Origin of the sequence: Halobacillus sp. H74, assembly GCF_052246715.1 — a bacterium.
Taxonomy (GTDB): domain Bacteria; phylum Bacillota; class Bacilli; order Bacillales; family Halobacillaceae; genus Halobacillus; species Halobacillus litoralis_A.
In genome coordinates this window covers 513,676-528,070 of the sequence record NZ_JBQQCI010000003.1, presented here as the reverse complement: position 1 = coordinate 528,070, position 14,395 = coordinate 513,676, and the positions used below count along the sequence as shown (strand labels likewise).

The window sequence follows — 14,395 nt, the reverse complement described above, 5'->3', positions numbered from 1 at the left end:
CCCACCACGAATTGTATACCTCATGTTAATGGGAAAATACTTCATTCCGGTCTACCTCCGTACTTTTCCCTGTTTCCGCAAACATGGAACGCCTAATGATTTTCAAAGCATTTTCATTATCGTCCTCCTGCTCAGACGCTACGCAATCCTCTGGGACCCAAATATCATATTCTCTCATGTAGGCATCATTCGCTGTGAAAAGCACACAGATATCCCCAGCTATGCCTGTCAAAATTAAATTACGGACTTCAAGGTGTTCCAAAAGTATACTTAATTGTGTACCGAAAAAGCCGGAGTGTTTTGGCTTTATGATAAAGTAGTCATCTTCATCAGGAAGGATTTGTTCAATGACTGGTTTACCTCTTCCCTTTTTGCATTCATCAATTAAATCAGAAACATTATCTTGCCATAACTCAAAATTATCATTTACATAGATGACCGGTAATCCTTCCTCTTTCAATTCCTTTTTGAAAGAATGAAGTCGTTCTGTCATTGGGAGGGTATGTTCTAATAAATATTCTCCCCCATTGAAATCCATTTTGTTGATCATATCTATGATGATCAGCGCTGTATCCTGTTTCATTCCGATATCTCACGCTCCTTTGAACTTGTCTGGCCCTGCCGGTATTTGACGTTTGTGCGCAGTTTTCTCATGACGTTCTTTCAAATTTCTTTCATCTTCAGGGTCAATAGTCACTCCTCTAAGATAGGCATCAATGGTGTCGTAGGACATGCCCAGTTCTTCTTCATCGGTCTGGCCTTCCCATAACTCCGCACTCGGCTTTTTATGGATGATTGAATCCGGTACGCCTAATACTTTTGCCATTTCCCTGACTTCTTCTTTCCTCAAATTAATGAGCGGGACTAAGTCAACGCCACCATCTCCATACTTGGTGAAATACCCTGTGTAATCTTCTGCTGCGTTATCCGTACCCACGACTAGATAGTTATAATTATTTCCTACAGCATAAAGGGTACTCATCCTAAGCCTCGCTTGAAGGTTCGCTCCACCGAGTTGAGACTTTTCATCGTTCCAATCTCCTTTTACATCCAAACGATTTTTTATAGTAGAATAAGTAGTTTCGTATGCATCCGTAAGCTCTATGCCTACATAATCCAGATCAGCGCCTTCTACAAGTGTCAGAGCGTCCGTTTGATCCTCAACACCCTGATCGATCGGTAGAATCACGCCTAACGATTGATTCGGGAAGGCGCGTTTAATCAAATATGAAACAACAGCTGAATCTATGCCTCCACTAATGCCTACAAGTAAGCCATCTGCTCCTGCTTCCTTCGCTTTTACCTGTAACCATTCCGTCAAATATTGAATTCTTTCTTCCATTTCAATGTACTCCCTTCCTTTTACAATCTAATGAATACTTTCCTTTTCTTTGGAATAGATAAACATTTTCGTTTACTCCCCACAAATTTCGGTTAATTTACTTAAACAATATCGAAAGCGAGGCAAACCTCAATGTATCAAAATCATAAAAGGCTTTACCAATTCACTTTAATCTTAATCCTTTTAATACTGATCACAGTCATAGGTTTTATGCAAATCGAAAAGCTGCCCTTCTTCGATAGTTTGTGGATGACAGTGGTCTCTGTTTTAGCGCTTGGCTATGGGGATTATGTTCCTTCACAAACGATGGGGAAGGTTTTGGCTATGGTACTGATTCCAATCACGATGGGATTCACCACCTATATTCTGACGTATATTGCTGCATCCATGATTGAGGGACGATTATCAAAGAAATGGGAAAGGAAGAAGAGAATGAAACAATTAGAGAAGATGAAAGACCATTACATTATTTGCGGATATGAACGAGTTGGAGAACAAGTCCTCAAAGAACTAAATGACCATGGATCTAAGATCGTCATCATCGAAACCGATGATGAATCACTAGAAAGAATACCAGAGGATGTCCCCTACCTGATAGGAGATGCAAAACATAATGATGTATTACAAAAAGCCGGAATAGATCGCGCTAAAGGACTCTTAGCAACAACTTCCAACGATGCTACAAACGTTTTCATCACACTTACTGCAAAAGGATTAAATGAGGAAGCAGAGGTAATTGCTCGTGCAGAAAATGGAGAAACCATCGATAAACTGAAACGGGCCGGAGCGGACCATGTCGTTAATCCATCAGACCTCGGCGGACGTAGAATGGCTTTGTCATTAATCAAGCCTGTCAGTATGCACTATGTCGACTCACTCATCCACGCTGAATCCAACCGTTATCAAATTGAGGAATATGTCATCAAAGCGACCAGTTCACTCTGCTATAATAAGGTCTCCGAACTTTCCTTAAAGCAAGAATTCGGAATATCCTTACTAGGCATCCAACGGAATGGCAGCTTCATGAGCAATCCATCAGAAGATGATGAGGTTCACAGGAATGATGTTTTTGTCATGTTCGGTGAAACACAAGAATTACAAAGATTCTTCAATGAAAATGACTGAATTTCACTGCCAAACAAATGGCTTTTCATTTGTAAAGATTTACGCAATAATGGAGAAATAAACTTCCTCTTCAAGGAGTGAAATTCAATGATCGAAAAAGAAAACCATGTGCTCGTGATATTCCCGCATCCCGATGATGAAGCTTTCGGGGTTTCAGGAACTATTGCATCATATATAAAACAAGGCACCCCCCTCACATATGCCTGCCTTACTCTCGGCGAAATGGGAAGAAACTTAGGTATGCCGCCTTTTGCAACCCGTGAGTCGCTCCCTGAGATCAGAAAGAAGGAGTTGGTCAAAGCATCCGAGGCCATGGGGATTGAAGATTTACGGATGATGGGGTTACGGGACAAAACCCTTGAATTTGAAGATGATATCCAAATGAAAAATATGGTTCGTGATTTAATCGACGAATTGAACCCTTCCCTTGTCATCAGCTTTTACCCAGGGTATGCTGTTCATCCGGACCACGAAGCAACTGCCCGGGCAGTAGTTAGTGCAATCAGGGACATGAAGGAATCTGAGCGACCGAAGTTTCACGCAGTCGCTTTTGCAAATGATACAGAAGAAAACCTGGGGGAACCTGACGTCATTCATGATATTCAAAAAGTGCAGGAAGAAAAATTGAATGCCATGCGTGCTCATATTTCCCAGACTGCGCGTATGCTAGAAATGTTAGAAGAAGGTATTAAAGCGAAGGACCCAGAGGCGATGAAATGGGTGACAGCAGAGAGATTTTATACGTATGACTGGGATCGTGACCTTATCACATAGAGGTGGACTCAAAAGAGTCTCACCTCTTTTTTATAAACACGATGTAACAACTGGTATGAATAACTGAATAATATTGTCACAAACCTGTCTAAAAAATGATCTCTCTGTCAAAACTGAGCATGTTATTCTATAATCAAGATGTTTGTTTTAAGGAGATGAATTATGAAGAAATTTGGATTTTTTGCCCTTTTACTAATCTCAATGATAATGACAGCATGCGGTGAAGATAAAAATGATACATCAAAAGCAGATGAACAGGACACTCAAAATAATGAAGTTCCTGAAACACCGGAAGTAATGGTCAGCTTCGATCACCAGCCTGTGCCTGTCGGGGAAGAGACCACCATTAAAGCGGAAGTGACCCAAGGGGACGAGCCTGTTCCAGATGCGGAATATGTGAAATTTGAAATCTGGAATAAAGGTGACTCACAGGATTCCTCCCAGACGATTGAAGCGGAGCATATAGATGATGGTGTTTATGAAATCACCCATACCTTTGATGAAGAAGGTAACTATCAGGTCATCGCCCATACACAAGTAGATGACCTTCACACGATGCCTAAGAGTGAAGTGTTGGTCGGTAAAGACAGCGAGGCAAGTGAACATTCCCATTCTGAGGAAAGCGGGAAGTTCATGGTTCACTTAGAGACAGAACAAAAGTTCAAAGCAGGTGAAAAATCTCCACTAGTCGTTCACATCAACCACATGGAAGAACCTTTCACAAAAGGGTTGGTGAAATTTGAAATCAGTGCTGATCATATGGAGAAACACTTATATATTGACGCTGAAGAAGTCGAGCCCGGGATGTACAAGACCTCCCACAATTTCTCTGAGCCAGGCACATACACCATTAATACCCACTACGAAAAACCAGACGAAGAGATTCATGGCCATAAAGAGAAGACTATAGAAGTAACAGAATAAAAAAGTGTCCGCTCCTAAATAGGAGCGGACACTTTTTACTTATACATCAGCGTTTTGAAGCTTTTGCTTCTTCGCCATTTTTTCGCGTTCATTTTTATTCAAGTATTTCTTCCGAAGACGTACACTTTCTGGTGTAACTTCGCAATACTCATCGTCATCAAGATATTCAATCGCTTGTTCAAGCGTCATTTGACGTGTCTTCTTGATTGTATTCGTTGTGTCTTTGTTAGCTGAACGAATATTTGTCAGGTGTTTTTCTTTTGTGATGTTTACAGTAAGGTCGTTTTCACGGTTGTGTTCTCCGACGATCATTCCTTCATACACTTCTGTTCCTGGCTCGACAAAGATTGTACCTCGATCTTCCAGGTTCATGATCCCGTATGTGGAAGATTTCCCTTTATCCAAGGAAACGAGAACCCCTTCACGACGTCCACCGACTTGGCCTTTAGTTAATGGCGCATAACCATCAAACGTGTGATTTAAGATGCCATAACCTCTTGTTTGAGTCATGAATTCTGTAGAGTACCCGATCAAACCACGAGAAGGTACAATGAATTCAAGGCGTACTTGACCATTTCCATCATTGACCATATCCTGCATTTCACCTTTACGGTAACCGATGGATTCCATCACAGCTCCCTGATAATCTTCAGGTGTATCGATTTGCACACGTTCTACAGGTTCACACATTTGGCCATCAATTTCTTTCAAGATGACTTTCGGTTTGGATAGTTGAAGTTCAAACCCTTCACGACGCATGTTCTCCACAAGGATGGATAAGTGCAATTCCCCACGTCCTGAAACAGTGAAAGCATCAGGAGAATCTGTCGGATCTACACGAAGACTGACATCTGTCTCCAACTGTGTCATCAGACGTTCTTCAATTTGACGGGAAGTCACATACTTTCCTTCGCGCCCAGCAAATGGACTGTTGTTCACTAAGAAAGTCATTTGAAGTGTCGGCTCATCAATACGCGGAATTTCCATTGCTGCCTGATGATCCGGAAGACAAACGGTTTCTCCAACATTGATATCTTCCATTCCCGCCAAGGCAATGATATCTCCAGCTTTTGCTTCTTGAATTTCCACACGTTTCAAGCCAATGAAACCGAACAATTTCGAAACACGGAAGTTTTTAACTGATCCATCCTTCTTCATTAACGATACCTGCTGACCCACTTTAATTGAACCATTGAATACCCGTCCGACGCCGATTCGTCCAAGGTAGTCATTATAATCAAGCAATGTTACCTGGAACTGCAGAGGGTCTTCTTTCGTATCTACAGGCGCAGGGATGTTGTTCATGATCAATTTAAAGATCGGATCCATCGTATCCTGCTGATCTTCCGGCTCATCTCCTGATGTTCCGTTCAATGCGGAAGCATAAACAACTGGGAATTCCAATTGCTCATCATCGGCACCTAGTTCAATGAACAGATCCAACACTTCATCCACTACTTCGTTCGGGCGAGCATTCGGACGGTCGATCTTGTTCAGGACAACTACTGGTGTAAGCTTTTGCTCGAGTGCCTTTTTCAAGACAAAGCGTGTCTGTGGCATACATCCTTCATATGCATCCACGACAAGAAGTACACCGTCAACCATTTTCAGAATCCGTTCCACTTCGCCACCAAAGTCAGCGTGACCTGGTGTATCTAAAATATTGATACGCGCATCATTGTAATTGATCGCGGTATTTTTAGCCAAAATTGTTATGCCACGTTCTTTTTCCAAATCATTAGAGTCCATAGCGCGCTCATCGACATGCTCATTATCACGGAATGTTCCTGAATAGTGAAGCATTTGGTCGACCAAGGTTGTTTTCCCGTGGTCAACGTGCGCGATGATCGCTATATTACGAATATCATCTCTGTGTTGCATGAAGCACACACCTCTTTCGTATCACAAATTATTCAACCCTTCTATTATAACATAGTTCTCGTTCTGTCGATACCAGTTTCCATACTCTTCTTCTCATTGCGTACCTGAGGGCATTGAGAGTACAATAAGTGACAGTTCATATCTGGTAACAATATGGCCTTTTATTGGACCGGATATTCAGTAATTTAATGGAAGTTAGGTGTAGAGATGAAAACAAAACGTACCGGAGATTGGCTGGAAGTCCAAATTCCTGAAAAATGGAATGGTTACACCATTGAAAAAATACTAAAAAAGGAATGGAACGTCCCCCGGAAATTGATGCACAGTTTCCGTTCAAATCGGGAAGTTACACTTAATAATGAAAACCCTCATTGGAAGTCAGCAAAAGTGAAAGAGGGAGACACCCTGCGTATCCGTTTATTCCGTCCGCAACCCTTAGAGGTAACTCCGACCTATATGGACATTGACGTCATATATGAAGATGACCACCTTCTTGTCGTCAATAAACCTGCGGGCATTTTCACTCACCCGAATACTCCAGATGATCATGACACTCTAGTCAACGGCGTCGCCTTCTATTTTCTGATGAATGGAATCGAATCGACACCTAAATATGTCCACAGACTGGACCGTGATACATCTGGGGCGATTCTATTTGCTAAACACGATTTGGCGATTGCAATGCTTGGCAAAGAATTGCAAGAGAGAAAAATAAAACGCACTTATATCGCTTTGGCTCAAGGGAAAGTAAAACCAAAACGGGGTGAAATCGACCAACCGATCGGAAAAGACCGTCACCATCCCGTTCGCAGACGTGTTTCTGGAGGAGGTCAGCCTGCTGTCACTCACTATGAGGTGATCACTTATGACCCTGCCCATCAGGCTTCTCTCATAAAACTGCAATTACAAACAGGGAGAACCCATCAGATTCGCGTCCATTTAAGTCATATCGGGCATCCTTTAGTCGGTGATAAGATGTATGGGGGTAAAGGCAGTTTTGATTACAATCAAGCTCTACATGCAGCAAGATTGACATTGATTCACCCTTTTACAGAAAAAGAAATCAAATGTTTGGCAAAGCCTTCATCGGATTCACCCTTCTTCACAAGTGAACAAATAGAAGAATTGGGAGATGAGAATACAGGAATTTAAGTACAATATGTGTGGAGTGGTCGTTCGAAAGTCCACTTCACAATAAGATTGTTCTTAAGCTTGTCGAGGCTTTCGAGGCACTTACACATTCGACTCCTTCCAGCTTCAGTGCCTAGCCTCTCGAGGTCTTAAGTCCATTCTTATTGTGAAGAAAGTCCACTTCACAATAAGATTGTTCTTAAGCTTGTCGAGGCTTTCGAGGCACTTACGCATTCGACTCCTATAATAACGGGCTGGGACAACACTAACTGCCACTGGAAAAGACGAACAATAGGGTGGAATATATCAAGAGTAAACCCGAACGAATTTTCGTTCGGGTTTTCTAACGGAAAAAATCCTTTTGTCACAGCCTCGTTTGTATTACGTTTCTTTAAAGGAATGATAAAGGTCATCGTATTTCACTGCACATTGAAGGTCCAGTTCAGTCAGCCCTTTGGCATTCCAGGAAGTCAGCTTCAATGTGACCATTTTGTAATCAATGCTTATAAATGGATGGTGTTGAATGTCCTCAGAGTATTCAGCGATTGAATTGACAAATTGAATGCCCGTCAGGAACTTACGAAACCTGTAGCGCTTCACGATGAATTTTTCTTCTGTCAACTTCCACCCATCCAATTGTGAGACCTTCTCCTGCTTCACCTCTTCTGGAATACGTTCTTCTTCCACCTTCAGTCACTCCTTTACCAGACTATATTTTAATCTAATATCTATTCGCTTAACTCCATAAATTCATTAAGGTCAGCCAAACAAAGCTTCAGGGCATGCTCCCAAAGATCCGTTTTCTTAAGATCGACACCCAAATGTTTTTCTGCCAGCTCTTCAACAGACATCCTGCCAGTATCCTGAAGTAAGGCAATATATTGATTTTCGAAATCGGCTCCCACTTCCAAAGCTTTTGCGTAAATACCCATACTGAATAAGTAACCGAACGTGTAAGGGAAGTTATAAAAAGGTACATCCGTAATATGAAAATGGAGTTTTGAAGCCCAGAAAGTAGGGTCGTACTCATCTAACGTTTCTACATAGGCCTCTTTTTGAGCCTCTATCATTAATTCATTAAGCCGCTCCGCAGAAACCACACCCTCCTCACGCTCTTCATAAAAGCGAGATTCAAATAAGAAGCGGGCATGTATATTCATAAAGAAAGCTACACTTCGCTGTACTTTATCTTCCAGTAAGCTCATTTTTTCCGCCTCATTTGCTGCATGTTTGACTGCTGCATCAGCAACAATCATTTCTGCAAAAGTGGAGGCTGTTTCCGCCACATTCATTGCATACCCCTGATTCAAAACAGGAAGCTGGGTCATCACGTGCTGATGATAAGCATGTCCCAGTTCATGCGCTAGAGTAGCAACACTAGAAGGGCTTCCGGAATAAGTCATGAAAATGCGAGTCTCTCCACTATCCGGAAAGCTTGTACAGAAACCACCGGGCTGCTTTCCCGGCCGGTCTTCAGCTTCAATCCAACTCTTTTCAAATGCCATTTCTGCAAAATCGGCCATTTTAGGACTGAACTGCCGGAACTGTTTAATGATGAATTCTGCTCCCTCTTGGAAGCTCATCGTATTTTCTGTGTCTCCCAAAGGTGCTTCTACATCATAAAAGCTTAATTGATTCAAACCAAGCTTCTGAGCTTTCTTCTTCATATAAGGAATGTAATGTTTTTTGTAATCTGTAATCGTGTCCCACATTGCATTCAATGTCTGTTCACTCATACGATTATAGTCGAGTGGCTCTTTCAATATATTCTCCCAATTTCGATGCTTATACGTCTGAAGACGGAAGCCGGATAAATGATTCAACGTTTCACTGAAAAGATCCGCTTCTCCTGCCCATGTATTTTGCAGCTTTTGAAAAGCTTCTTTTCTAACCCGACGATTAGAAGAATCCAATTTATTTGATGCCTGCCCGACAGATAATGTTTCCCCATCCATCGTAATAGAAAGCTTGGCAACAAGACTGTCATACATCTGGCCCCATGCGTGGTAGCCATCAACACTCAGATCATTGATCAAAGACTCCCGCTTCACTTCCAATTTATCCTTTGCCAGTTGACGACGTTCATTAAGTATGAAAGATACTTCTTTAAATTGAATCTGGTTCATTAATGATTTCCATACGTCATCATCTACTTGTACAAGTGTTTGGTCCAATTGTGTCAATTGGTTATCCAACCTGGCGCCTAATTCGCTTCTCTTGGATTGCAAAGCACCAGCTTTTACATCGTGAACATCTTGTGCATTCAAACAACTGACGTAAGCACCGAACTCTCCTAATCTTTTTATCACTAATTGAACGTTTTCCAGGATGGTAGATAAATCTTTTGTCTGGTCTGTGTTGCGTGGAGGTGTAAATGATAGAAGAAGAGTTTCCAACTCACTAAGATGACGTTCTGTCTGTTTGATATAATCTCTTAATTGTGGTGAGTCACTGCCCCCTTCAAAAATGCTATCTAAATCCCATGTCATATTATATTCCGCCATGAATAAGTCCCTTCCTTTCTATGTAAACACCATGTTCCTAATACTAGCTTCTTTCATTATATCAGAATTTTCACACGTTCCGATAACCTTGAGAATGGAAATGGCACAAGGAGGAAGCAATTGGAGCGATTCATGCAGTTTTGCGAAAAGGAAGTAGACTACTTGCTAGTTCTTGTTGAAAACCAAAGAAATAAAAATGATATATTTTTGTAACATAAATGAAACCTTTCTGACTATTCAATCGTCTAATAAGTAGACTGTAAAAAATTGCATGCATGACTTTTTGAATTCAAATAACAGAAAGGGGCTTTCAGCATGAAAAAACGTATCGAATATGATGCAACAGAAATTGCAAGTGTTGCAGGAGGTTCCGCCTTCTTGACCACGGTCCTTTATTTAGCCATCTACGTTCTATAAATATCATAAGGAAAGGCCTCGTCCTCTGGAAGGGCGGGGTCTTTCCGTTTCTCCAACCTTTTTGGTTAGAACTTCTATTCCATCCTCATTATAATTAGGAGAGAATCTATTCTAAAAAGGAGGGGTCCAATTGTTTCAAAACCATCGAGGATACCAAACCATGTTACAAGATAACCACATTAGCTTCGGACTCACTATTCCATTAGAAAATTATGACAAGACTCCCCCTTCAATGACTGACCAAATTGAAATGGCGCAATTAGCTGAAACGATGGGCTTCCACTGTCTATGGCTTCAAGACGTATTACTGGAAGACCCGACTTTTGAAGATCCAGCCACTGGACAGATTTTCGACAGTCTTATCTACTTGACTTATTTAGCTTCACATACAAACTCCATAAACCTGGGAACCGCAGCCCTTGTGATGTCTTTACGTCACCCTTTGCGTACAGCTAAAGAAGTAGCAAGCATTGAAAAGCTCTTCCCAGAACGCATGATATTCGGTATTTCTTCAGGCGACCGCAGGAAAGATTTTGAAGGTCTCAATATTCCGATCATGGAAAGAGGAGAGTGGTTCAAAGAGGCTTTTCATTTTTTTAATAAAGCTATATATGAAGAGTTTCCAGAACTGCAATCACCATATGGAGCGTTGAAAAAATCCAACGTGGTACCTAAACCGGCGAAACGCATTCCTACACTAATGACCGGTTATTGTCAGCAGACAATAGATTGGATTGCTGAACATGGAGACGGATGGATGTTTTACCCCCAGCGGCCCGAGCAGCAGAAACAGACCATCGAACAGTATCGAGAAAGAGTGAAACATTATCATGGGGATGTCTTCCGCCCTTTCCTCATGCCGCTCCCTTTAGAGTTATCTGACAACCCCTCTCATCCCGCTGAAAAAATACCAGCCGGATATCGAGTGGGGCGTGAAAATCTTATAAATTTAATTGAAGAATACCGTTCCATAGGAGTCAATCATCTCATGTTCGGACTGTCAAAGAATAAGCGCCCTATAAGTGAAGTGATGCAGGAACTCGGTGAAGACGTTCTTCCATTATTCCGCCAATCCCCATGACCAACAAACGCTCATCGTGGAATCAACGCTGTCCATCTAAAAAGAATATTTTTTTTGATTTATAAGCGAAATCCACTTTGCATGTACAAGGGCCGGTGACGATATTCACAGTCAATATAAAGCGAATACTAAAGCTCATGGAGTAGTAAGAACCCGAATCTCATCGAAATAATGAAGCCGAGTTGAAGTGTAAAATTGTCCTGCTCAGCTTTTCTCATTGATGCATAACTCTGAAAGTTGCAGTTCTTCCGTAGCAAAGAATTTATGATATTCTTTAGAAATGAAGCTGAGCTCCTGAGTATATAAGTATCTTACGAAAAGGGGGAGACTGGAAATGAACAAGCCTGAAATAATGTTGGTCGGCACTTTTCATATGGCTATGGACCCACAGAAAGTAAATGATCAGCAACAACAGATCCAAGATATTGTCCATTCACTAAAAAAATTCCGACCTACGAAAATCGCTGTTGAAAAATCATTCTTAATTGAAGAAGAGTTGATGCGTAAATATCGTGAGTTTCTGAACGGGGATCTGGCGCCTGCGTATGACGAAGTTGAACAGTTCGCTTTTCGAATCGCCCATGAATTAAATCTCCCGCAACTTCACCCTGTCGATGAAATTGTGGATATGGCCTCCCCTTCTTTGAATCAAGTTTTTGAATGGGCTAAAGAGCATCAGCCGGAACTTTTCAAAGAAATCCTCCAAGTTCAGTCACATTTAAAAAAGATGGAAAAAGGTGAGACAGTGCTGGACGTACTGCGTTATATCAACGACTCTGATTATATAAAGGAACTTCAAAGAATTTATATAAAGCTCGCTCGAGTCGGAGATCGTCAACATCAGATCGGTGTACAATGGTTAAAACAGTGGCACCACAGAGATTTAGCTATTGCCGCTAATATTGCCAGAATCGCCCAGCCAAATGATCGCATCCTTGTGTTAATCGGCAGTGATCATCTTCATCTTCTCCAAGGATTCATTAAGGATAGCGGGGATTTTCACCTTCCCTCCGTCACCCCTTATCTGGATACATAATTTTATGTAAAAAACCAAAAACCCACCTCAAGCCATCCAGATTCTGGATGGCTTGAGGTGGGTTAATATGGAAATTAAACCCGAAAAGCAAACCTCTACCAGTAAGTGGAGAGGTTTGCTTTTAAATCTTTAATCTTCATTTTCAGGCTTGTCTTCAAGTGCTTCAAGTGCCGAACGTTTTTTCTTTTTCTTTCTGTTCTTCCAACGTTTAATATGGATAGTACTCGGTTCATAATCATCCGATTCCCGGATATCTGTATTAGAAGCTTTCATAAATGACCATGCAAGTAAGAACATGATGAAAATCAGTGGAAAACCACCGACAATACTTGCTGTCTGCAAAGTATCCAAACCACCGAGAAACATGAGAGCCAGAGGCATGATACACAAAGCAAATGCCCAGAAAAGACGGTTCCAGCGCAGCGGCTCTCCCTCTACATTCTTTTGAACTACAGAAGCCAGAATGTAAGAGGAAGAATCAAACGTCGTGGCAAGGAAAATAATCGCCAATACCGTAAAGACCAGAACCATGAATTTCGCCAATGGCAACTGATTAATAATCTCAATAATCGTGGCTGGAGCTCCATATTGATCCATAAATGCAATCGCATCAAAACTTCCTGTCAATTGCATATACAAACCGAAATTACCCATGATTCCAAAGAAAAGCACACAACCTATCGTCCCATAAACCATTGTGCCAAGAACCATTTGACGAATTGTGCGCCCTCTGGAAATTCTGGCAACGAACAAACCTACGAATGGTGCATACACTAGCCACCATGCCCAGTAGAAGATCGTCCAACTCTCGGGGAAGCTTGTCAGTTCAAATTGACCCAAGTTTCCGAATGGCTCCATCCACGTGGCCATTTTAAAGAAGTTATCAGCTAGAATTCCTAAAGAGTTGAACGTCGTTTCACTAATAAAGCGCGTAGGCCCAAAAATGAAGATAAAGGCAAGCAGGAATAACGAAAGCCAAAGGTTCACATCACTCAGAACCTTAATACCACGCTTCAAACCAGAATATGAGCTGACGGCAAAAATAATGGTACACAAAAGCATGATGGCGGTTTTCATGCCAAGAGTTACCGGAATACCGGTCAAACTGTTGATTCCCTGTGCTATCATAGGTGTTCCAAGAGCTAATGTTGTTCCGGCTCCACCTAGTAACCCAAACATGAATAAAATGTCTATGAGATTTCCCAATGGACCATCAACCGTTTTGCCTAAAACCGGGCGGACAGCTTCACTTACTTTAAGTACTGGTTTCTTCCGCACATAATAGAAATATGCTATCGGGAGGGCGGGTAATGTATAAATCGCCCATGCAATAGGTCCCCAATGAAATATACCATACGCAGAAGCCCATTGAATCGCTTCTTTGGATCCCGGCTCTACCCCAAACGGAGGGCCCTGGTAATAATAAGCCCATTCAATTACAGCCCAATACAAAATACTGGAACCGATTCCTGCAGCGAACAGCATAGCTGCCCATGAAAAAGTACTGAACTCAGGCTTTTCCCCTTCATCGCCAAGTTTAATCGACCCATTCTTACTAAAAGCTACAAAAATAAGAAAAGCAAAGATAACAAAACCCATGATCATATAAAGAACACCGAAGTTCTCAGTCATGAATGCATTTGCTTCGGAAACGAACACTTTCCCAGCTTCAGGGAAAACAATCAGTGGAATCGTCACACCGAATAGTAAAATCAATGCGCCAATAAAAGTAGGCCAATCAATCAACTTCGTTTTCAAGTGACATACATCCTTTCATCTTCATTGTAATTTAGTTTGTTCTTTAAAGGGTTGAAACATGCAGGAGAGGGGTGGAATGTTGAAACATCTTTTAAATACACAAGCATCATTGTAACAATTGTATAGACAGGGGACAAATATGGTCTGTATAGTTTATACCCTATTCTGAAAGACATAAGCACAGGAAGCGGGGATAATCTTTCAATTACGACAATTTGCGACATCCAGGAGAAGATAAAGGGGAATGAAGCAGCTCATTTAGCTTATCTAATTGAATCCGATGGTGTTATTAATCCTATATGTTAAAACGCAGAGGGAGTTAACTGTCATGTAAGTGGAAAATGCGAGCATAACAGCCGTCCACATTTATGAAGATGATTTTTATTTTTTCGTTTGATCAATTGTGAAATTACTATAGAATA

At 41.4% G+C, this 14,395-nt stretch carries 12 protein-coding genes; 6 read left to right on the top strand and 6 right to left on the bottom strand.

The features are described from left to right. Positions 1–25 precede the first annotated feature (25 nt). Both ACTWPX_RS08970 and nadE read right to left on the bottom strand, forming a co-directional pair. On the bottom strand, positions 26–583 hold the full coding sequence (locus ACTWPX_RS08970) for a cysteine hydrolase family protein (protein ID WP_443119429.1): 558 nt from the start codon (positions 581–583) through the stop codon (positions 26–28). Positions 584–592: 9 nt separating this feature from the next. Continuing rightward, a complete protein-coding gene (gene nadE / locus ACTWPX_RS08965) occupies positions 593–1,342 on the bottom strand; it encodes an NAD(+) synthase (RefSeq protein ID WP_443119428.1) in 750 nt (249 codons plus the stop codon). 132 nt (positions 1,343–1,474) lie between these two features. Between nadE and ACTWPX_RS08960 the strand changes: the two genes are divergently transcribed. The 3 genes from ACTWPX_RS08960 to ACTWPX_RS08950 all read left to right on the top strand — a co-directional run bounded on the left by ACTWPX_RS08960 (position 1,475) and on the right by ACTWPX_RS08950 (position 4,165). Beyond that, positions 1,475–2,467: a potassium channel family protein gene (locus ACTWPX_RS08960; RefSeq protein WP_443119427.1), complete on the top strand. Its 993-nt coding sequence runs from the start codon at positions 1,475–1,477 to the stop codon at positions 2,465–2,467. An 87-nt stretch (positions 2,468–2,554) separates the two neighbouring features. Beyond that, a complete protein-coding gene (gene bshB2, locus ACTWPX_RS08955; protein WP_443119426.1) occupies positions 2,555–3,241 on the top strand; it encodes a bacillithiol biosynthesis deacetylase BshB2 in 687 nt (228 codons plus the stop codon). A gap of 162 nt (positions 3,242–3,403) precedes the next feature. Next, entirely contained in the window at positions 3,404–4,165 is a 762-nt protein-coding gene (locus ACTWPX_RS08950) for a FixH family protein (protein WP_443119425.1), read from the top strand. A 39-nt stretch (positions 4,166–4,204) separates the two neighbouring features. Here ACTWPX_RS08950 and typA read toward each other — a convergent pair whose 3' ends face one another. Further along, entirely contained in the window at positions 4,205–6,046 is a 1,842-nt protein-coding gene (gene typA, locus ACTWPX_RS08945) for a translational GTPase TypA (protein WP_128524061.1), read from the bottom strand. A 207-nt stretch (positions 6,047–6,253) separates the two neighbouring features. Here typA and ACTWPX_RS08940 point away from each other — a divergent pair, with 207 nt between their 5' ends. Beyond that, positions 6,254–7,198 carry an RluA family pseudouridine synthase gene (locus ACTWPX_RS08940; protein WP_443119424.1) on the top strand — a complete coding sequence of 315 codons (945 nt, stop codon included), beginning with the start codon at positions 6,254–6,256 and terminating at the stop codon, positions 7,196–7,198. A 360-nt stretch (positions 7,199–7,558) separates the two neighbouring features. Here ACTWPX_RS08940 and ACTWPX_RS08935 read toward each other — a convergent pair whose 3' ends face one another. Next, the gene (locus ACTWPX_RS08935) at positions 7,559–7,864 is read right to left on the bottom strand and encodes a 4a-hydroxytetrahydrobiopterin dehydratase (protein ID WP_443119423.1); all 306 of its coding nucleotides are present in this window, start codon (positions 7,862–7,864) and stop codon (positions 7,559–7,561) included. Positions 7,865–7,905: 41 nt separating this feature from the next. Beyond that, positions 7,906–9,681 (bottom strand): M3 family oligoendopeptidase, encoded by a 1,776-nt coding sequence (locus ACTWPX_RS08930; protein WP_443119422.1) that lies wholly within the window; start codon positions 9,679–9,681, stop codon positions 7,906–7,908. Between the two features lie 577 nt (positions 9,682–10,258). Here ACTWPX_RS08930 and ACTWPX_RS08925 point away from each other — a divergent pair. Beyond that, a complete protein-coding gene (locus ACTWPX_RS08925) occupies positions 10,259–11,179 on the top strand; it encodes a TIGR03571 family LLM class oxidoreductase (RefSeq protein ID WP_443119522.1) in 921 nt (306 codons plus the stop codon). 334 nt (positions 11,180–11,513) lie between these two features. After that, positions 11,514–12,215 carry a DUF5694 domain-containing protein gene (locus tag ACTWPX_RS08920; protein WP_443119421.1) on the top strand — a complete coding sequence of 234 codons (702 nt, stop codon included), beginning with the start codon at positions 11,514–11,516 and terminating at the stop codon, positions 12,213–12,215. Positions 12,216–12,344: 129 nt separating this feature from the next. Here the strand turns inward: ACTWPX_RS08920 and ACTWPX_RS08915 are convergent, their stop codons facing one another. Further along, entirely contained in the window at positions 12,345–13,973 is a 1,629-nt protein-coding gene (locus ACTWPX_RS08915; RefSeq protein ID WP_443119420.1) for a BCCT family transporter, read from the bottom strand. Positions 13,974–14,395: the final 422 nt, after the last annotated feature.

What these genes read in the sequence shown, in the direction of transcription:
- ACTWPX_RS08970 (WP_443119429.1), bottom strand. Translation starts at nt 583, where the DNA reads ATGAAACAGGATACAGCGCTGATCATCATAGATATGATCAACAAAATG.
- nadE (WP_443119428.1), bottom strand. Translation starts at nt 1,342, where the DNA reads ATGGAAGAAAGAATTCAATATTTGACGGAATGGTTACAGGTAAAAGCG.
- ACTWPX_RS08960 (WP_443119427.1), top strand. Translation starts at nt 1,475, where the DNA reads ATGTATCAAAATCATAAAAGGCTTTACCAATTCACTTTAATCTTAATC.
- bshB2 (WP_443119426.1), top strand. Translation starts at nt 2,555, where the DNA reads ATGATCGAAAAAGAAAACCATGTGCTCGTGATATTCCCGCATCCCGAT.
- ACTWPX_RS08950 (WP_443119425.1), top strand. Translation starts at nt 3,404, where the DNA reads ATGAAGAAATTTGGATTTTTTGCCCTTTTACTAATCTCAATGATAATG.
- typA (WP_128524061.1), bottom strand. Translation starts at nt 6,046, where the DNA reads ATGCAACACAGAGATGATATTCGTAATATAGCGATCATCGCGCACGTT.
- ACTWPX_RS08940 (WP_443119424.1), top strand. Translation starts at nt 6,254, where the DNA reads ATGAAAACAAAACGTACCGGAGATTGGCTGGAAGTCCAAATTCCTGAA.
- ACTWPX_RS08930 (WP_443119422.1), bottom strand. Translation starts at nt 9,681, where the DNA reads ATGGCGGAATATAATATGACATGGGATTTAGATAGCATTTTTGAAGGG.
- ACTWPX_RS08925 (WP_443119522.1), top strand. Translation starts at nt 10,259, where the DNA reads ATGTTACAAGATAACCACATTAGCTTCGGACTCACTATTCCATTAGAA.
- ACTWPX_RS08920 (WP_443119421.1), top strand. Translation starts at nt 11,514, where the DNA reads ATGAACAAGCCTGAAATAATGTTGGTCGGCACTTTTCATATGGCTATG.